The organism is Streptomyces sp. NPDC001985 (assembly GCF_040296845.1).
Classification (GTDB): Bacteria; Actinomycetota; Actinomycetes; order Streptomycetales; family Streptomycetaceae; genus Streptomyces.
In genome coordinates, this window is record NZ_JBEOYB010000076.1 from 15,920 (window position 1) to 34,690 (window position 18,771).

General features: G+C 72.8%; 17 protein-coding genes and 1 pseudogene. 12 read left to right on the top strand and 6 right to left on the bottom strand.

The annotated features are described in order from the left end of the window. The 3 genes from ABT122_RS27525 to ABT122_RS27535 all read right to left on the bottom strand — a co-directional run bounded on the left by ABT122_RS27525 (position 1) and on the right by ABT122_RS27535 (position 2,485). Complete coding sequence (locus ABT122_RS27525; RefSeq protein ID WP_351557783.1) at positions 1 to 834, bottom strand: M55 family metallopeptidase; 834 nt, start codon at positions 832 to 834, stop codon at positions 1 to 3. 362 nt (positions 835 to 1,196) lie between these two features. Continuing rightward, a complete protein-coding gene (locus tag ABT122_RS27530) occupies positions 1,197 to 1,874 on the bottom strand; it encodes a nitrogen regulation protein NR(II) (protein ID WP_351557785.1) in 678 nt (225 codons plus the stop codon). Positions 1,875 to 2,017: 143 nt separating this feature from the next. Then, a complete protein-coding gene (locus tag ABT122_RS27535; protein ID WP_351557787.1) occupies positions 2,018 to 2,485 on the bottom strand; it encodes an SRPBCC family protein in 468 nt (155 codons plus the stop codon). A gap of 165 nt (positions 2,486 to 2,650) precedes the next feature. On the opposite strand from ABT122_RS27535, the gene ABT122_RS27540 reads away from it, so the two are divergent. Beyond that, on the top strand, positions 2,651 to 3,712 hold the full coding sequence (locus tag ABT122_RS27540) for an Rv2578c family radical SAM protein (RefSeq protein ID WP_351557789.1): 1,062 nt from the start codon (positions 2,651 to 2,653) through the stop codon (positions 3,710 to 3,712). 15 nt (positions 3,713 to 3,727) lie between these two features. Here ABT122_RS27540 and ABT122_RS27545 read toward each other — a convergent pair whose 3' ends face one another. Both ABT122_RS27545 and ABT122_RS27550 read right to left on the bottom strand, forming a co-directional pair. Next, a complete protein-coding gene (locus ABT122_RS27545; protein ID WP_351557817.1) occupies positions 3,728 to 4,345 on the bottom strand; it encodes a hypothetical protein in 618 nt (205 codons plus the stop codon). 828 nt (positions 4,346 to 5,173) lie between these two features. After that, positions 5,174 to 5,605: pseudogene (locus tag ABT122_RS27550) on the bottom strand (helix-turn-helix domain-containing protein); the annotation flags it as partial. On the opposite strand from ABT122_RS27550, the gene ABT122_RS27555 reads away from it, so the two are divergent. Next, positions 5,559 to 6,161: a hypothetical protein gene (locus ABT122_RS27555; protein ID WP_351557791.1), complete on the top strand. Its 603-nt coding sequence runs from the start codon at positions 5,559 to 5,561 to the stop codon at positions 6,159 to 6,161. The pseudogene ABT122_RS27550 and the gene ABT122_RS27555 overlap by 47 nt on opposite strands. 23 nt (positions 6,162 to 6,184) lie before the next feature. On the opposite strand, the gene ABT122_RS27560 is transcribed toward ABT122_RS27555, so the two are convergent. Next, positions 6,185 to 6,751 carry a HEAT repeat domain-containing protein gene (locus ABT122_RS27560; protein WP_351557793.1) on the bottom strand — a complete coding sequence of 189 codons (567 nt, stop codon included), beginning with the start codon at positions 6,749 to 6,751 and terminating at the stop codon, positions 6,185 to 6,187. Between the two features lie 394 nt (positions 6,752 to 7,145). On the opposite strand from ABT122_RS27560, the gene ABT122_RS27565 reads away from it, so the two are divergent. From ABT122_RS27565 to ABT122_RS27610, 10 genes are all read left to right on the top strand, one after another. Continuing rightward, entirely contained in the window at positions 7,146 to 8,927 is a 1,782-nt protein-coding gene (locus tag ABT122_RS27565) for a 3-hydroxyacyl-CoA dehydrogenase family protein (protein ID WP_351557795.1), read from the top strand. A gap of 148 nt (positions 8,928 to 9,075) precedes the next feature. Then, positions 9,076 to 9,954, top strand: coding sequence for a TetR family transcriptional regulator (locus ABT122_RS27570; protein ID WP_351557797.1), 879 nt, complete (start codon positions 9,076 to 9,078; stop codon positions 9,952 to 9,954). Positions 9,955 to 10,326: 372 nt separating this feature from the next. Next, positions 10,327 to 11,694: a crotonyl-CoA carboxylase/reductase gene (gene ccrA, locus ABT122_RS27575; protein WP_351557799.1), complete on the top strand. Its 1,368-nt coding sequence runs from the start codon at positions 10,327 to 10,329 to the stop codon at positions 11,692 to 11,694. Next, positions 11,691 to 13,796: a methylmalonyl-CoA mutase family protein gene (locus ABT122_RS27580; protein WP_351557801.1), complete on the top strand. Its 2,106-nt coding sequence runs from the start codon at positions 11,691 to 11,693 to the stop codon at positions 13,794 to 13,796. The genes ccrA and ABT122_RS27580 overlap by 4 nt, the downstream gene beginning before the upstream one ends. Beyond that, entirely contained in the window at positions 13,793 to 14,758 is a 966-nt protein-coding gene (locus ABT122_RS27585) for an HpcH/HpaI aldolase/citrate lyase family protein (RefSeq protein ID WP_351557803.1), read from the top strand. Before ABT122_RS27580 ends, ABT122_RS27585 begins: the two co-directional genes overlap by 4 nt. Position 14,759: 1 nt before the next feature. Next, a complete protein-coding gene (locus ABT122_RS27590; protein ID WP_351557805.1) occupies positions 14,760 to 15,338 on the top strand; it encodes a MaoC family dehydratase in 579 nt (192 codons plus the stop codon). A gap of 2 nt (positions 15,339 to 15,340) precedes the next feature. Next, entirely contained in the window at positions 15,341 to 16,546 is a 1,206-nt protein-coding gene (locus tag ABT122_RS27595) for an acyl-CoA dehydrogenase family protein (RefSeq protein ID WP_351557807.1), read from the top strand. Between the two features lie 170 nt (positions 16,547 to 16,716). Further along, positions 16,717 to 17,364 (top strand): phosphatidylserine decarboxylase, encoded by a 648-nt coding sequence (locus ABT122_RS27600; RefSeq protein ID WP_351557809.1) that lies wholly within the window; start codon positions 16,717 to 16,719, stop codon positions 17,362 to 17,364. Continuing rightward, positions 17,357 to 18,211: a CDP-diacylglycerol--serine O-phosphatidyltransferase gene (gene pssA, locus ABT122_RS27605; RefSeq protein WP_351557815.1), complete on the top strand. Its 855-nt coding sequence runs from the start codon at positions 17,357 to 17,359 to the stop codon at positions 18,209 to 18,211. Before ABT122_RS27600 ends, pssA begins: the two co-directional genes overlap by 8 nt. Before the next feature lie 83 nt (positions 18,212 to 18,294). Then, a partial coding sequence (locus ABT122_RS27610) for an AMP-binding protein (protein WP_351557811.1) occupies positions 18,295 to 18,771 on the top strand: 477 nt, incomplete at its 3' end.

The window sequence follows — 18,771 nt, forward strand, 5'->3', positions numbered from 1 at the left end:
TCAGCCATACTGCTCCTCCACGGCCGCCGAGACGATCGTCGTGACCGCTTTGAAGGTACGGATGGCCTGGTACATGGTGTCGCTGGGGTAGCTGACCCGGCGTTCCCCGCTGCCCAGGACACCGGGCACCACGGTCGCCGCCGCGGCGAGGTGCTCCGCGTCGAACTCCAGCTCCATGGTGAACGGGCCGCCGCGCACCGGCTCGTGCCGGACGGCCAGCGCCGCCGCGTCCTTGGCCGCGGCGCGGATGTCGGCGGCGGTACGGGCGGGCGTGCGGCAGACCGCGGCGTACCGCGAGACATGGTCCTTGACGGCGACCTTGCGGGCGTCCGGTGCGTAGAGCCCGGCGTCGACGCAGGTCAGATCGTCCCCGGTGACCAGGACGACCGGGACGCCGTACTCGGCGACGACATGGGCGTTGAGCAGTCCCTCGCTGGCGCGGACGCCGTTCAGCCAGACGCCGGTGAGCTGGTTGGCGAGATAGGTGTGGGCGAGGACGCCCTCGGTGCCGGCGCCGGTGTGGTAGCCGACGAAGGCGATGCCGTCCACGTCGCCGTGCTGGACGCCTTCCACCATGGAGAGCGACTTGTGCCGGCCCGTCAGCATCTGGGCGCGGTCGTCGAGCCGCTCCAGGAGGAGGTTGCGCATGGACCAGTGGGCCTCGTTGATGAGCACCTCATCGGCGCCGCCGTCGAAGAAGCCGAGCGCCGCCGCGTTCACGTCGGAGGTGAACAGGGACCGGCACCGCTCCCACTGGGCGTGGCCCGGCAGCACATCCGCCGGCCAGGTGACTCCGGTCGCGCCTTCCATATCGGCACTGATCAGGATCTTCATGATTCACCCTAACCCTCCCGGATCGGCGAGCTGAAGGGGGACCGGGTCACGGTGCGCGCACGGTCCGGGGTGTGCGCGCCGTCGCCGGGGGGGGCGGGTTCGGGGTGTGAGAGGGGGGCGCGCCGGAGCACTCGGTGAGGGGGTGCGCCCGGGGCGGTGCGCCCCGGGCGGTGCCGGGGCAAGGATTCGGCAAGGTTCGCGAAGGGCGGGCCCGTCACGATGTTCCCGTCCCGGCCCGGGACGGGAACCGACGGGAAGGAACGCGGAGAGTGAAGCGACTGCGGAGCGCGGTACTGACGGGTCTGCTGACGACGGTGGCGCTGGTGGGCCTCGCACAGCCGGGGGAGGCGGCGGCGGTTCCCTTACCCGAGGGCGTGCCGCGGGCCGGCTCCGGCGGCCCCGCGGCGCCCGGCGGGACGGGGCACGGACCAGTCGGGGGTGACCGCGACCCTGCCGTGCCGGCCGGCCTCCACCACCGGATAGCCCAGGTCGAGGATGCGGGCGACGGCGCGGCCGGTCTCCCGGGCGGTCATGCCGGGGAGGACGCGGGGTAGCCCGCGGGCCAGTTCGCGCGCCCCGGGGACCTCGGCGTGCCGGGCGAAGCCGGGCGCGATGCGCCGGGTGCCGCCGGTCCGGCCGCCCAGCCGGGCGGCGTCGGCGGCCAGCACGAGGAGCCGTCCGGCACCCGGCCCGGCCATGGGGTAGCCCCACCAGAGCACATCGACGCGCGCCCGCCCCGGCGCCGGGAGCCGGGCGCGGCCCGCGGTCGGGAAGGCGGTGCGGCCGGCCGACGGAACGCCGGGTCCCGGGCCGCTGTCGTACGCCGTGTACTCGCCGTCCGCCACCAGGGCCCCGGAGACCGGGAGCAGATCGTCGGCGGGCCTGCCCACCGCGTCCTCATGGGCGGGCCCGAACAGCCCGCGTGCCCCGGCGGACCAGTGCGACACCAGTCCCTCGCGGTCCACGACCACCACGGCCAGCGGAATCCGGCCGGCCACGGTGTACCGCTGTGGCCTCCTCGGCGGAATGCCACGGTCCATGGGTGGGAGGCTCCTTCCCCGCCGCCGGGATGGGCGGCTGGCCCCACGGTACGGCGCCGCGGACATCGCGCGCGGGGCAACGGCGGAATAGGTTGTGCGCCCGCGCACGGACCGGGAGCGCCGCACCACGCCGCGGCCCGTGGCTAGGAGCCGCTCTTCTCCCCGGCGGGCTTCTCGACCTTCGCCGCGAGGTTCGCCAGCACGGCGTCGTGGATACGGGCGAGTCCCTTGGGGGCGAAGGTCCGCTCGAAGAATCCGCCGATGCCGGTCGCGCCGTTCCAGACGGAGGTGACGACGGCCCTGGAGCGGCCCTCGCCGGCCGGGGTGACGGTCCAGGTGGTGACCATCGAGGAGTTGCGGTCCTTCTCGACGAGCTGGCCGTCGACCGGCTCGGTGACCTCCAGCAGACAGTCCCGGACGCGCTTGCTGGTGGCCTGGAGCTTCCAGTGGACGAGGGTGCCCTCGCCGTCGCCGCCCTCGCGCACCTCGTACTCGCTGAACTGGCCGGGCAGGAGCGCCGCGCGGGTGTTCGCGTAGTCGGCCAGTGTGTCGATCACGGTCTCCGCGTCCGCCGCGATGATCCGTTCAGTCGTGGCCTCGACCTGCGCCATAGCTGTTCCTCCAGCACTCGGTTGTTCAGGGGGTGCCGCATGGGCCTGGCATAGCCAACCACCTCGGGTGCGGCCACCCAAATCCGGGGCCCCGGACCTCCGGCCCCCGGCGATCATGGGAACAAATGTTCTATTCTCGGGAACAGCTCTACCGAGGAGGCGACCATGCGCTGGGACCATCTCGCCGACACCCCGTCGGCCCCGCGGCCCGCGACCGGGGACGCCGCGCTGTTCGCCGCGTCCGCCGTGCGGACGAGAACCTTCGACACACCCGAGTTCCGCGGCATCACCTTCCACGAGGTGCGGGCGCGTTCGATTCTGAACCGGGTACCGGGGGCCTCCCGGATGCCGTTCGAATGGACGGTGAACCCCTACCGGGGCTGCACGCACGCCTGTGTGTACTGCTTCGCCCGCAAGACCCACAGCTATCTGGATCTCGACACCGGTCTCGGCTTCGACTCCCAGATCGTGGTCAAGACCAACGCGGCCGAGGTCCTGCGCCGCCAGCTCGGCGCGCGGGGCTGGCAGGGCGCGCATGTGGCGATGGGCACCAATGTCGACTGCTACCAGCGCGCGGAGGGGCGCTACCGGCTGATGCCCGGGATCATCGAGGCACTGCGCGACCGGGCCAATCCGTTCTCGATCCTCACCAAGGGGACGCTGATCCTGCGGGATCTGGAGCTGCTGGTGGAGGCCGCCGAGGTGACGGACGTCGGCATCTCCGTCTCGGTCGGCTTCACGGACCACGCCCTGTGGCGCACCGTCGAGCCGGGGACCCCGTCCCCCGAGCGCCGGCTCGATGTGGTCCGCGCCCTGACCGGGCGCGGGATCGGCTGCGGTGTGCTGATGGCCCCGGTGATCCCGTTCCTCGGCGACCGCCCCGAGGAGCTGCGGGCGACGGTGGCGGCGATCGCCGCGTCCGGGGCCACCTCGGTGACACCGCTCGTCCTGCATCTGCGGCCCGGGGCCCGCGAGTGGTTCATGGCCTGGCTCCGGGAGCACCACCCCGGGCTCGTGGAACGCTACGAGCGGCTGTACGCGGCAGGGGCGTACGCGCCCACCTGGTACCAGCGCCGGATCACCCGCCAGGTGCACGAACTGGCGGCGGAGTTCGGCATCGGGCCGGCGGACCGGGGCGCGCCCCGGCGGATCGCACGGACCGGGCGGCCTGCCGGGACCGAGCGGCCCGGCGGCGACCCCGGACAGACCCAGCTCACGCTGATGTGAGCCGCCGGCCCGGCGTCAGGACTCCCCCGCCGGCCCGGTCCGCACCCAGCCGCCGGTGCCGGTGTCGTACTCGTGGACGGGTCCGTCCCGCACCGCGCTGGTGCGGAACGGGCGCCCGTTGTCGTCGATCCGCACCGTGCCGGAGCGGTCCCCGCTGCTCCACTCCAGCTCCAGATACCAGTCGCAGTCGCACTGTGCCGTACGGCCGGTGACCAGAACGACCTCCGGGTCGGTCACCGAGACCCGGTAGGGGAGGGAGACGGCGGGGATCTCCGTGCCCGCGTCGCTGCCCGCCACGGCGCGCGCGACGGGGCGGGGGCGGTCGAGGTCGGCGTCGAAGAACCGGGGAGTGAGGGAGCCGCCGCAGCCCGGGCTCATCCGGTACGCGCTCCGCTCCAGCGGCGCGCGCCGGGCGGCCACCCGGACCCGGAGCGCCTGGAGGACCACCGCCTCCTCGCCCCGGCCCTGCACGGTGAACCGGACGATGGTCTCGCCGCCGTGGACCGCCCCGAGGGCCGCCGCCCAGGGTCCGGCGTCGGCCTCGGCCGGGGGCGGCGGGACGGCGGCGGGGCCGCGCGGTACGAGATAGGTGTGGTCGCAGCCGTACCGCCACACGTGGTGTTCGCTCCGCACGGTGAAGGGGGGCCGTCCTCCGGGGCGCGGAGAGGCCGGGGATGCCGAGGCGGACGGCGCGGAGGGCGCCGGTGCCCGTCGCCCCGGGTCCGGCTGCGCCGTGGGGGCGGCGCTCCCCCGTGGCGCGTTCGGCGCCGGGGAGGGCGGCACGGGCCGCCCGGTGGCGAGCGCCGAGGCGGCGGGGGCGCCCGCGGGCTGCCGCGCGGCGGCGCGCCGCCGGTCCGCCTCGGGCCCGTCCGGCGCCCCGGCGCCCGGGAGCGCGATCAGCCCGGCGACACCCGCGACCACCACGGCGCCCACGAGCCCGGCCCGCCTCCACCGGAACCTCCCGTGCCCGGGGGCCGAAGCGGAAGCTCCCGGAACCACCGGCCCGGCGGAGGCGGAGGGGGACGCCTCGCGCCGCCCCGGCTCCCCAACAGCCGGCACCGAACCGGACCCGGCCCCGGGCGGAACACCCGCCTCGGCACCACACGCCCCACCCGGAACAGAGGACTCGGCCGACTCGCCCCGCCCGGGCTGCCCAGCCACCGGCACCGAACCAGACCCGGCCCCGGGCGGAACCCCCGCCTCGGCACCACGCGCCCCACCCGGGGCGGAAGACCCGACGGCCCGGACCCGCCCCGGCCCCCCGGCCACCGGCACCGAACCGGACCCGGACCCCGACCCCGACGGAACCCCCGGCTCAACACAACACACCCCACCCGGTACAGCCGCCCCGGCGGCGGCCGGTTCCGTCGTGCTCGGCGGGGGCGGCGGTGCGGTCGGGGGCCGGCGGTGGCCGCGTTCCGCGTCGGCCCGCATCCAGAGGCGGTGCAGCGCCACCAGCTCCTCCCCGCGGCAGCCGCAGAGCCGGGCCAGCCGCTCCACCGGAGCGAACTCCACCGGCACCGAGTGACCCGAGCAGTAGCGGTGCAGGGTCGACGCGCTGACCCCGGCCCGGCGCGCCAGCGCGCCGTAGCTGCGCCCCGACTCCTCCCGTACCGCGCGCAGCCGCCGCGCGAACACCTCGGTGGCCGACTCCCCCGTGCTCAACCGCCCCACCCTCCCCCCGACCGTTCCGGGGCGGCGTTCCACCCTCGTGCGTACTCCCACGTCAGCGGGGGTGGAATGGTTCCACCCCGGCGACGGTGCCCGGATCGCTTGTCCCGGCCCCGGCGGCCCGCCGAAGCTGTGGAACGTACCGCCGACGACCCACCGAGGGGGAACCCGTTCCATGACGAAGCTCCGCACCGCCACCGTGGCCGCCGTGGCCGTGACCATGACAATCACCACGCTCTCCGCCGCCACCACCGCCGGCGCCGCCCCGGCGAAGCCGAGGCTCCTCGCGGCGAAGGAACTGCCCGCCTCCGCCACCGCCTGGACGGCGGACAGGGTGAAGGCGGGCACCGCCGACGACCACTGCGTCGGCGCGGTGCTGCCGAAGCCGTCCAGCACCTACCGCACCTTCCGTACCGAGCTGGAGACCTCGGCCCATCAGACCGTCACCGTCGCGGCCTCCGAGGCCGGGGCGAAGGCGCTGGTGACCCGGGTGCGCGCCGCGCTGGACGGCTGCCTGGAGCGGCTCCGGAAGCAGTACCCCACCCTCCAGGGGAAGGACCGGTACCACGGGAGGATCGCCGTCGAGGAGGGCGTCCACGTCTACAGCGTCGACACCACCGACCCCGTGGTGGGCACGGACGACATCTCGCTCCACTCCGTGGGCCGGGACGGCAGGACGGTGACCGTGGTCGGCTGGGGGCAGATGGGCGATCTCGGGGGCGCCCCGCTGAAGGGCTTCCGCACGACGGCGAGCACCTCGGTCACCAAGCTCCACTGACCGGGCGAGGCGGTCCGCGCGCCTCAGCCGAGTCGCGCGCGGGCCGCCTCCGCCGCCGCCGTGAGCCGGGGGTGGGCGCGGGCCGCCGTCAGCACCGCGTCCGCGCGGCCGTCGCCGAGCGCCCCCAGCCCCTCCACACAGGCCAGCGCCACCCGCCAGTGCGGATCTCCCGGCACGAGTCTGCGGCGCAGTACGGTGATCAGCGCCGGTGCGGACTCCGGGGCGCGCAGCCGGGTGAGCAGCCGGACCGGCACCAGGGCGTAGGCCACCCGCAGTTCATTGGTGGCGAGCGCGGCGGCGGCCCGGGCGGTGCGCCCGTCGGCCAGGACGAACAGGGCGTGCGCGGCGGAGACACAGCGCTCGGGGTCGCGGTGGTTGAGGAGCAGCACCAGCGCCTCGAAGGCTCTGCGGTCGCCCGCGCACCCCAGCCGGAACGCGGCCAGCTCCCGTGCCCACAACGGGCGCCGGTCCTCGGTGAGGACGCCCGCCAGCTCCTCGTGGTCCTCGGTCGCCAGCAGCCGTTCGTACGCCGCCGAACCGCCGGACTCACCCCGCAACCGCCGGGCCAGCGCGTGTAGTTCGTCGTCCATGCACGTCAGCGTATCGACGCGGCCCGGCGGGGTCAGCGCGGCGACCCAGATCACACCCGCACGGGTCTGGTGCGCTCGTTACTCGCCAGTTAACCTCATCTGAGCGGGTAACCCCCGTACAGCTCAGCCCGCACAGCTCACGGTGGCCTGGTGACGCAGCCACCGCGGTTGCGGTCGGTTCGGCGGAACAGCCGGGCGCGCGTGTCGGTTCGCGCGCCTCGTACGGCGCGGCCCCGGGACAGGGCCCGCCGCCCAGCACCACGGCCGGTGATCGGCGCGTGTGCCGCCCGGGGCGCCCCACTCCCCCGGCGCGGGCACTCCCGCACCCACGCGAGGCGTACGCGCGCCCTCGCGCCGGCCTTCCCGCAGCCGTCCCTCACCCTGGAGTCCCCCGATGGACATCCCTCTCCACACCATCGCCGTCGTCGGCCTCGGCACCATGGGCACCGGTGTCGTCGAAGTCCTCGCCACCGCGGGGCGCGAGGTCATCGGCATCGACCTCTGCGACCGGGCGGCCCGCCGGGCCGTCACCTCGCTGGAGACCGCCACGCTCCGCTCGGTGGAGCGCGGCCGGATCACCGCGGCGGAGCGCCGGGAGATCCTCACCCGGTTCCACACCTCCGCCGATCTCCGCTCCGCCGCCCACGCCGATCTGGTCATCGAGCTGGTGCCCGAATCGTACGCGGCCAAGGAGGAGGTGCTGAGGGTGCTGGACGGCGTGCTCCGCCCCGGCGCCCTCATCGCCACCGGCACCAACGCGCTCTCCGTGACCCGGCTGGCCGCCGGTTCGGCCCACCCCGAACGGGTGCTCGGCATGCACTTCTTCAACCCGGCGCCGGTGATGCGGCTGGTCGAGGTGGTCTCGTCGGTGCTGACCTCGCCGGCCGCCGTGGAAGCCGTCACCGCGCTCGCCCGCGAGCTGGGCAAGGAGCCGGTCGCGGCGGGCGACCGGCCCGGATTCGTCGCGGACGGGCTGCTGTTCGGCTATCTCAACCAGGCCGCGGCGATGTACGAGGCCAAGTACGCCTCCCGCGAGGACATCGACGCGGCGATGCGGCTCGGCTGCGGTCTGCCGATGGGCCCGCTGGCCCTGCTCGACCTGGTCGGCATCGACACCGCCCGCACCGTCCTGGAGGCGATGTACGCCGAGTCCGGCGACCGGCTGCACGCGCCGGCCCCGGTGCTGCGGCAGCTCGCCGACGCCGGTCTCACCGGGCGCAAGGCGGGGCGCGGCTTCTACTCCTACGCGGGCCGGAGGACATCGGCCGTGGTGCCGGACGCCCTCACCCCGCGCCCGGGCCAGGCGGCCCCGGCGGGCCGGGAGGTCCGCGCGGTGGGGGTGGCCGGCTCGGGAACCATGGCGAGCGGGATCGCCGAGGTCTTCGCCAAGGCGGGTTACGACGTGGTGATGGCCGCGCGCGGCGCGGAGAAGGCGGGGCGGGCCCGTGACCGGATCGCGGCCTCGCTGGCCCGTTCCGTCGCGAAGGGCCGGCTGACGGCCGAGGCGAGGGAAGGGGCGCTGGAGCGGATCGTCGCGGCCGGCTCGCTCGACTCCTTCGCGGGGGTGGATCTGGCGCTGGAGGCGGTCGCCGAGGATCTGGAGGTCAAACGGGGGCTGTTCGCGGCGCTGGACAAGGTCTGCGGGCCGGGCACGGTGCTCGCCACCACCACCTCCTCGCTGCCCGTGGTGGCCTGCGCGCGGGCCACCGGCCGCCCCGAGGACGTCATCGGGATGCACTTCTTCAACCCGGCGCCGGCGATGAGGCTGGTCGAGGTCGTCCGTACGGTGCTCACCTCCGACGAGACGCACGCCACGGTCCGGGCGGTGACCGCCTCCCTCAAGAAGCACCCGGTGGACTGCGGCGACCGGGCCGGGTTCATCGTCAACGCGCTGCTGTTCCCGTACCTCAACAACGCGGTCAAGATGGTCGGGGAGCACTACGCGTCCCTGGACGAGATCGACGCGGCGATGAGGCTGGGCGGCGGCTATCCGATGGGGCCGTTCGAGCTGCTCGACACGGTGGGGCTGGATGTCTCGCTGGCGATCGAGCGGGTGCTGCACCGCGAGTTCCGGGAGCCGGGGCTCGCGCCCGCGCCGCTGCTGGAGCATCTGGTGGCCGCCGGGTGCCTCGGCCGGAAGACGGGGCGCGGCTTCCGCGCCCATGCCCGGCGCTGACCGGCCGGGCCCGAAGGAGTGGGCGGGCCGGGAGGCACCCGGCCCGCCGCGCCGGGGAGCGCCCGTCCCGGGGGAGCGGGGCGGGCCGCCCGGACCCGCCCCGCCGGGCCCCGGCGGGCTCCACCCGCGGGCGCGCCGTCCCGCGCGTATGCAGTACGTTCGGGTCATGTCCCAGCCCGCCAAGGCCACCCGCCCGAAGACCACCGCCGACGCTCCCGGGAGCGCCGCGGGCACCCGCGCCGCCGCCCAGCGGCTCAAGATGCGCCGTGAGCTGGCGGCGGCGGCCATGGAGCTGTTCGCCTCCAAGGGGTACGAAGCGACGACCGTGGACGAGATCGCGGCCACCGCCGGGGTCGCGCGCCGGACGTTCTTCCGCCACTTCCGCTCCAAGGAGGAGGCGATCTTCCCGGACCACGACGACACCCTCGTACGGGCCGAGGCGGTGCTGAACGCGGCCCCGGCGCACGAGCATCCGCTGGACACGGTGTGCCGGGGCATCAAGGAGGTCATGCGGATGTACGCGGCCTCCCCCGCGGTCTCCGTGGAGCGGTACCGGCTGACCCGGGAGGTGCCCACGCTCCGGGAGCGCGAGATCGCCTCGGTGGCGCGGTACGAACGGCTCTTCACCCGCTATCTGCTGGGCCACTTCGACGAGCGCGACCACCACGACGGCAACGACGATCCGCTGCTGGCGGAGGTGGCCGCGTCCGCCGTGGTCACCGCGCACAACCACGTGCTGCGCCGGTGGCTGCGGGCGGGCGGGCAGGGCGATGTGGAGGCGCAGCTGGACCACGCCTTCGCGATCGTCCGGGACACCTTCGGCACGGGGATCGGCGCGGGCCGCCCCCGGGCCGCCGAGAGCGCGCCGGACACCCGGGAGGCCCCCGACGACCCGGCCGCGGGGGCCGGCGGGCCGCTCTCCGCGACCGTGCGGGACGAGGTGCTGGTGACGGTGGCGCGCACGGACGCGCCGCTCGGCGATGTGATGCGGACCATCGAGCGCGCGCTCAGGGAGCACCGGGGCTGACCGGACCCTCCCCCGCCGCGAACGGCCGCCCCCGCTCACCGGGGGCGGCCGTTCGCGCTCAGGCGTACCCGTGCCCGTACACATGAGACGAATTAATGGCACGCAGTGCCTTGTCAGTCGACACGCAGTGCCATAGCTTGAAGTTGTCCGGGCGGCCGGCGTGCAGAGACCTCGCGTACGCCGGCTGTCCCCGCAAGCCATTGCGCCTGCGCGCCCGGACGCCTGCGTCACAGGCTCTCCACCCCGCGCCCACCAGCGCTGCCAGCAGCACCACCGCCGAACCGACGGCACACCTCCACAGCAGCAAGCACCGACCCTCACCCCCCGCGGGGCTCCTCAGGGACCCCGACGCGCTTTGCCGGAGGCAACACCGTGAAGGAAATCCTGGACGCGATCCAGTCGGCGGACAGCACCAGCGCCGACTTCGCCGCGCTGTCCGTTCCCGAGTCCTACCGCGCCGTGACCGTGCACAGGGACGAGGCCGAGATGTTCGACGGCCTCGACAGCCGGGAGAAGGACCCCCGCGAATCCCTGCACGTCGAGGAGGTCGCGGTGCCCGAACTCGGCCCCGGCGAGGCGCTGGTGGCCGTCATGGCCAGCTCGGTCAACTACAACTCCGTCTGGACCTCGATCTTCGAGCCGGTGTCCACCTTCGGCTTCCTGGAGCGGTACGGCCGGCTCTCCGAGCTGACCCGCCGGCACGACCTTCCCTACCATGTCATCGGCTCCGACCTGGCCGGAGTCGTGCTGCGCACCGGGCCGGGCGTCAACGCCTGGCGCCCCGGGGACGAGGTCGTCGCCCACTGCCTCTCGGTCGAACTGGAGTCCTCCGACGGGCACAACGACACCATGCTCGACCCCGAGCAGCGGATCTGGGGCTTCGAGACCAACTTCGGCGGTCTGGCGGAGCTGGCCCTCGTCAAGTCCAACCAGCTGATGCCGAAGCCGGACCACCTCAGCTGGGAGGAGGCGGCGGCTCCCGGCCTGGTCAACTCCACCGCGTACCGCCAGCTCGTCTCGCGCAACGGCGCGGGGATGAAGCAGGGCGACAATGTGCTGATCTGGGGCGCGAGCGGCGGCCTCGGCTCGTACGCCACCCAGTTCGCACTGGCCGGCGGCGCGCATCCGATCTGTGTGGTCTCCAGCGAGCGGAAGGCGGACATCTGCCGGGCGATGGGCGCCGAGGCCGTCATCGACCGCAGCGCCGAGGGGTACCGGTTCTGGAAGGACGAGCGGACCCAGGACCCGCGCGAGTGGAAGCGGTTCGGCAAGGACATCCGGGAGCTGACCGGCGGCGAGGACGTGGACATCGTCTTCGAGCACCCGGGCCGGGAGACCTTCGGCGCCTCGGTCTACGTCACCCGCAAGGGCGGGACCATCGTGACCTGCGCCTCCACCTCCGGCTACACCCACGAGTACGACAACCGCTACCTCTGGATGTCGCTCAAGCGGATCATCGGCTCCCACTTCGCCAACTACCGTGAGGCGTGGGAGGCCAACCGGCTGATCGCCAAGGGGAAGATCCACCCGACCCTCTCCCGGGTCTATCCGCTGGCGGAGACCGGACAGGCCGCCCACGACGTGCACCGCAATGTCCACCAGGGCAAGGTCGGCGTCCTCGCGCTCGCGCCCCGGGAGGGCCTGGGTGTGCGGGACGAGGAGCTGCGCGCCCGGCACCTCGACTCCATCAACCTCTTCCGCACGGCCGACGCGGCCCCGACCGCAGCGGCGGACCGGTGACCGGCCGCCGCAAGGACCGCCCGTGGCTGATGCGGACCTACGCGGGACACTCCACCGCCGAGGCCTCCAACGAGCTGTACCGGCGCAACCTCGCCAAGGGGCAGACGGGGCTCTCCGTCGCCTTCGACCTGCCCACCCAGACGGGGTACGACCCCGATCACATCCTCGCCCGGGGCGAGGTGGGCCGCGTCGGGGTGCCGGTCTCCCACCTCGGCGACATGCGGCGGCTGTTCCGGTCCATCCCGCTGGAGCAGATGAACACCTCGATGACGATCAACGCCACCGCGATGTGGCTGCTGGCGCTCTACCAGGTCGTCGCGGAGGAGCAGGGCGCGGAGGTCGCCCTGCTCCAGGGCACCACCCAGAACGACATCGTCAAGGAGTACCTGTCGCGCGGGACCCATGTCTTCCCGCCGGGACCCTCGCTCCGGCTGACCACCGACATGATCACCTACACGGTCGGCCACCTCCCCAAGTGGAACCCGATCAACATCTGCAGCTACCACCTCCAGGAGGCCGGGGCCACCCCGGTCCAGGAGATCTCCTACGCGATGTCCACGGCGACCGCCGTGCTCGACGCGGTCTTCGCCTCCGGTCAGATCCCCGACGAACGCAGGGGTGAGGTGGTCGCCCGTATCTCCTTCTTCGTGAACGCGGGCGTCCGGTTCATCGAGGAGATGTGCAAGATGCGGGCCTTCTCCCGCATCTGGGACCGGATCACCCGGGAGCGGTACGGCATCGACAACGCCCGGCAGCGCCGCTTCCGCTACGGCGTGCAGGTCAACTCGCTGGGGCTGACCGAGGCGCAGCCGGAGAACAACGTCCAGCGGATCGTGCTGGAGATGCTGGCCGTCACCCTCTCCAAGGACGCGCGCGCCCGCGCCGTACAGCTCCCGGCGTGGAACGAGGCGCTGGGGCTGCCCAGGCCCTGGGACCAGCAGTGGTCGCTCCGTATCCAGCAGGTGCTGGCGCACGAGTCGGATCTGCTGGAGTACGAGGACATCTTCGCCGGCTCCCATGTCATCGAGGCCGAGGTGGACCGGCTGGTGACCGAGTCCCTCGCCGAGATCGGCCGGATCGAGGAGATGGGCGGCGCGATGGCGGCCGTCGAGTCCGGCTATCTGAAGTCCCGGCTGGTCTCCTCGCACGCCGAGCGGCGGGCCAGGATCGAGTCCGGCGAGGAGAAGATCGTCGGGGTCAATGTCTTCGAGTCGACCGAGGAGAACCCGCTCACCGCGGATCTGGACACCGCGATCATGACGGTGGACCCGGCGAACGAGGCCCGGGTGGTGGCCGCGCTCCAGCGGTGGCGGGCCGACCGGGACGAGCCGCGGGCCGCCGACGCGCTCACCGCCCTGAAGAGGACGGCGGCCGGGACCGGGAATCTGATGGCGGCCACCGTGGAGTGCGCCCGGGCCGGGGTGACCACGGGCGAGTGGAGCTGGGCGCTGCGCGATGTGTTCGGCGAGTTCCGCGCCCCGACCGGGGTCTCCGGCGCACCGGTCGCGGTCACGGCGGAGGCCGGCACCCCGCTGGCCCGGGTCCGCGAGAAGGTGTCACGGACCGCCGGCGAGCTGGGGTGCGGGCGGCTGCGGCTGCTGATCGGCAAGCCGGGGCTCGACGGGCACTCCAACGGCGCCGAGCAGATCGCCGTACGCGCCAGGGACGCCGGCTTCGAGGTGGTCTACCAGGGCATCCGGCTGACCCCGGAACAGATCGTGGCCGCCGCGCTCGCGGAGGACGTGCACTGTGTGGGGCTCTCCATCCTCTCCGGCTCGCACGCCGAGCTGGTCCCCGATGTGCTGGCGCGGCTGCGCGCGGCCGGAGCCGCGCCCGGGGCCGAGGCCGGAGCCGGAGCCGCGCCCGGCGCCGGGGCCGGAGCAGGCTCCGGAGCCCCCGCCCGTGCCGGACGCGCGGCGGACCCCCCGATTCCGGTGATCGTCGGCGGGATCATCCCGAGCGCCGACGGCGCCGCGCTCAGGGCGGCGGGAGTGGCCGCCGTCTTCACCCCGAAGGACTTCGGCATCACGGAGATCATCGGCCGTATCGTCGACGAGATCCGGAAAGCGAACAAGCTCGACCCCCTGGAGGTCCCCGTATGACCCGGCCCGCGAACCGACTCCGCCCCCGCCGCTCCTGTCTGGCGGTCCCCGGCTCCAATCCCCGCTTCCTGGAGAAGGCCCAGGGCCTCCCCGCGGACCAGGTCTTCCTGGATCTGGAGGACGCCTGCGCGCCGCTCGCCAAGCCCGGGGCCCGGCACACCATCGTGAAGTTCCTCAACGAGGGCGACTGGACCGGCAAGACCCGGGTGGTGCGGGTCAACGACTGGACCACCGAGTGGACCTACCGCGACGTGGTGACCGTGGTGGAGGGCGCCGGGCAGAATCTGGACTGCGTCATGCTGCCGAAGGTCCAGGACGCCCAGCAGATCGTGGCGCTGGATCTGCTGCTGACCCAGATCGAGAAGACGATGGGTTTCGAGGTCGGCCGGATCGGCATCGAGGCGCAGATCGAGAACGCGCGCGGCCTGGTGAACGTGGACGCCATCGCCGCCGCCTCGCCGCGGACCGAGACCATCATCTTCGGCCCGGCGGACTTCATGGCGTCCATCAATATGAAGTCCCTGGTCGTGGGAGAGCAGCCGCCGGGCTACCCGGCGGACGCCTACCACTACATCCTGATGCGGATTCTGATGGCCGCGCGGACGCACGGCCTCCAGGCGATCGACGGCCCCTACCTCCAGATCAGGAATGTCGACGGCTTCCGCGAGGTCGCGGGACGGGCCGCCGCGCTGGGGTACGACGGCAAGTGGGTACTGCACCCGGGGCAGGTGGACGCCGCCAATGAGGTGTTCTCGCCCTCGCAGGAGGACTTCGACCACGCCGAGCTGATTCTCGACGCGTACGACTACGCCACTTCGGAGGCCGGCGGGCGGAAGGGCTCGGCGATGCTCGGCGACGAGATGATCGACGAGGCGAGCCGCAAGATGGCCCTGGTCGTCTCCGGCAAGGGGCGCGCCGCCGGTCTGACCCGTACCTCCACCTTCACCCCGCCGGAGGCGTGACATGCAGTTCGGCCGCACCTACGAGGAATTCACCGTCGGGGACGTCTACAAGCACTGGCCGGGGAAGACGGTCACCGAGTACGACGACCACCTCTTCTGCCTGCTGACGATGAATCACCATCCGCTCCATCTGGACGCCCACTACGCCGAGGGCTCCACCGACTTCGGCAGGAACGTCGTCGTCGGGAACTACATCTACTCGCTGCTGCTCGGGATGTCCGTGCCCGATGTCTCCGGCAAGGCCATCGCCAATCTGGAGATCGAGTCGCTGCGGCATGTGGCGCCGACCTTCCACGGCGACACCCTCTACGGCGAGACGACGGTGCTCGGCAAGACGCCGTCGCGGTCCAGGCCCGACCGGGGCGTGGTCCAGGTGGAGACCAGGGGTCACAAGCAGGACGGGACGCTGGTCTGTGTCTTCCGGCGGAAGGTGATGGTGCCCACCCGGGACCATGTCGCCGCGCGCGGCGGCGAGCAGCCAGGCCGCCCGGAGCCCCTGACCCGGGCCCCCTCCCCGCAGCCCGCGCCACAGGCCCAGCGGCCCGCGCGGAAGCAGCCCTCGCAGAATTCGGAGAAGTAGCCATGGCGCGACTCGCCCAGACGCACGGTCTGACCGATGTCCAGCGGGAGATCCTGGCGACGGTGCGGGACTTCACCGAGCGGGAGATCCTGCCGGTCGCCACCGAGCTGGAGCACCGGGACGAGTACCCGGAGCGGATCGTCGAGGGACTCGCGGAACTCGGGCTCTTCGGGCTGATGATCCCGGAGGAGTACGGCGGTCTCGGCAAGTCGCTGCTCACCTACGCGCTCTGTGTGGAGGAGATCGCCCGGGGGTGGATGTCCGTGTCGGGCATCATCAACACCCACTTCATCGTCGCGTATCTGCTCAAGCAGCACGGCACCCGGGAGCAGCGGGACACCTTCCTCCCGAGGATGGCGCTGGGCGAGGTGCGGGGCGCGTTCTCGATGTCGGAGCCGGCGCTCGGCTCGGATGTGTCGGCCATCACATCCAAGGCGGTGCGCGACGGGGACGACTACATCCTCGACGGCCAGAAGATGTGGCTCACCAATGGCGGGACCTCGTCCCTGGTGGCCGTTCTGGTGCGCAGTGACGAAGGACATACGGGTGATGCGGCGCCGCACCGCTCGATGACGGCCTTCCTGGTGGAGAAGGAGCCCGGCTTCGGCGAGGTCCGGCCCGGGCTCACCATCCCCGGGAAGATCGACAAGATGGGGTACAAGGGCGTCGACACCACCGAGATGATCATGGATGGGCTGCGGATACCGGCCGATCGGGTGCTCGGCGGCACCACTGGCCAGGGGTTTTACCAGATGATGGACGGGGTCGAGGTCGGCCGGGTCAATGTGGCCGCCCGCGGTTGCGGCGTCGCCCGGCGCGCCTTCGAGCTGGGGATCTCCTACGCCCAGCAGCGGCACACCTTCGGCCGCGCCATCGCCCACCACCAGGCCATTCAGTTCAAGCTCGCCGAAATGGCCACCAAGGTGGAGGCCGCCCATGCGATGATGGTGAACGCGGCACGCAAAAAGGACTCCGGGGAACGAAACGACCTGGAGGCAGGGATGGCGAAGTACCTCGCCGCCGAGTACTGCAAGGAGGTCGTCGAGGACGCCTTCCGCATCCACGGCGGCTACGGCTTCTCCAAGGAGTACGAGATCGAGCGCCTCTACCGGGAGGCCCCGATGCTGCTGATCGGCGAGGGTACCGCCGAAATCCAGAAAATGATCATCGGCCGACGACTGCTGGAGGAGTACCGGTTCCAGGGTTGATTGTCACTTTTTGGGGCATCTGTCCGCGAAGAAGATCACACCGTGTCCCACGGTTCCGGCGGTCGACTCGGTTCCTGGCTTTCCCAGTTGTGGCCCGCACCCGATAGCATCGACAGAAAGCCGCCAGTCCCCGTCAACCAGTGCGGCATCGTCCGCTACGAAGGTCATCCATGCCCCACAGCCAAACCTCTGCACCTCGCGGCCGTGTCCGCCTCGCGCGCGGAGCATCGCCGTGGCTTCTGCCGACCGTCGCCACCGCCGCACTCAGCCTGGCCGGGGCACGCCGCTCCCGCCGCGCGGCAGCCATCGCCGTGCCCGCCACCGCCCTGGCGGCGGGCATGCTGTGGTTCTTCCGCGACCCCGAGCGCGAGATCACCCAGGGAAGGGTGATCTCCCCCGCCGACGGTGTGGTGCAGAGCATCATGCCGTGGAAGGACGGGCGCACCCGCGTCGCGATCTTCATGAGCCCGCTGAATGTCCATGTCAACCGGGCGCCGCTGGCCGGCACCGTGACATCGGTCGAGCACATCCCCGGCGGCTTCGTCCCGGCGTTCAACAAGGAGAGCGAGAACAACGAGCGCGTTGTCTGGCACTTCGACACCGAGCTCGGCGACATCGAGATGGTGCAGATCGCAGGTGCCGTCGCCCGGCGCATCGTCCCGTATGTGCCCCAGGGCACCAAGGTCGAGCAAGGCGACCGCATCGGTCTGATCCGCTTCGGCTCGCGCGTCGACATCTACCTGCCGGAAGGTGTCGAGGTCGCGGTCGAGGTCGGTCAGACCACGACCGCGGGGGTGACTCGCATTGACCGTGATTGATCCGGAAACACAGGCGGGCTGGGTCGCCGAGGCAGAGGCGGAGACCGAGGACGACGCGGAGGAGATGCCTCTCTCCCTGCGGCTGTCGATAGCGGACACGCTCACCCTCGGCAATGCGACCTGTGGATTCATGGCGGTGTACTTCACCACCACCGGAATCCTCATTCCGCATCTGGAGGGCAGCCAGGAGTCCGGCATGGCGCGGCACAGCGCCGCCACCGCCGTGATTCTGATGCTGCTGGCCGCGATCTTCGACCTCTTCGACGGGCTGGTGGCGCGGAAGCTGCGCAGCTCGCCGATGGGCGCGGAGCTGGACAACCTCTCCGACCTGATCAGCTTCGGACTGGCGCCGGCCTATTTCGTCCTCGTCTACGGCATGGTCGCCGCGGACGCCGTGGAGAAGGTGTCGGCCCTGGCCGCCATCGTGGTGCTGCTGGCGGTGGTGCTGAGGCTCGCGCGGTTCTCCTGCGTGACCATGAAGGACGGCATGTTCCAGGGCATGCCATCCCCCTTCGGCGCGCTCACGATCGTCTCGATCGTGCTGCTGGAGCTGCCCTTCATCCCGACCCTGCTGGCGATCGTCGGCACGGCCTGGCTGATGGTGAGCCGGGTCGAGTACCCGAAGCCCCGGGGCGTCCTCGCGGTCGCGATGCTGGGCTGGATCGTCTCCGCGATGGGGCTGCTGGCGGCCTGGGCGTTCGACGCGCCCGGCGGCCATCTGCTGCTCCAGACCGGCTGCGCGCTCCAGGTGGTGCTGGGCGCGGTGATTCCGCTCTTCGCCACGGCACGGCGGGTGAACACCTTCCGCGGCAACCGCCGCGAGGCACGGGCGGCACAGCTTCCCTGATCCAGCGGATTCCGACGAGGGCCCGGGCGCGCATGGCGCCCGGGCCCTCGTCTTGTGCGGCGGCTTCTGGGACCATCCGGGGCATGCCAGGGGGAACGCTGCACCACCTCTTCGAGGACCGGGTACGGAGCGCACCGGACCGTACCGCCGTGATCACCGACCGCGTCCGGCTGAGCTATGGACAGCTGGACGAGCGGGCCGACCGGCTGGCCCGCCATCTGACCGGCACCGTCGGGCTGCCGCCCGGCGCCCTGGTCGCCATCCGCACCAGACGCGCGCCCGATGTGCTGGTCGCGATCCTCGCCGTGCTGAAGGCCGGCGGGGTCTACTCCGTCCTCGCGCCGGAGCGGAGCGAGCCGCCCGCCCTCGCCGGTGCGCGGGCGGTGCTCGCCCACCGCTTCCACAGCGGCCGGATCGAGGGCGGCGCGGGCCGGCCGCTGGTCCTGCTGGACGGCCACCTCGCCGACGCCGGGGCCCCGGCCGCCCGGGCCCCGGCGCCGGGCGGGCGGCCCGGGGGCGGGGGCGCGGGGGGGGGGAGCGGCGGGGCCCCCGGCCCGCCC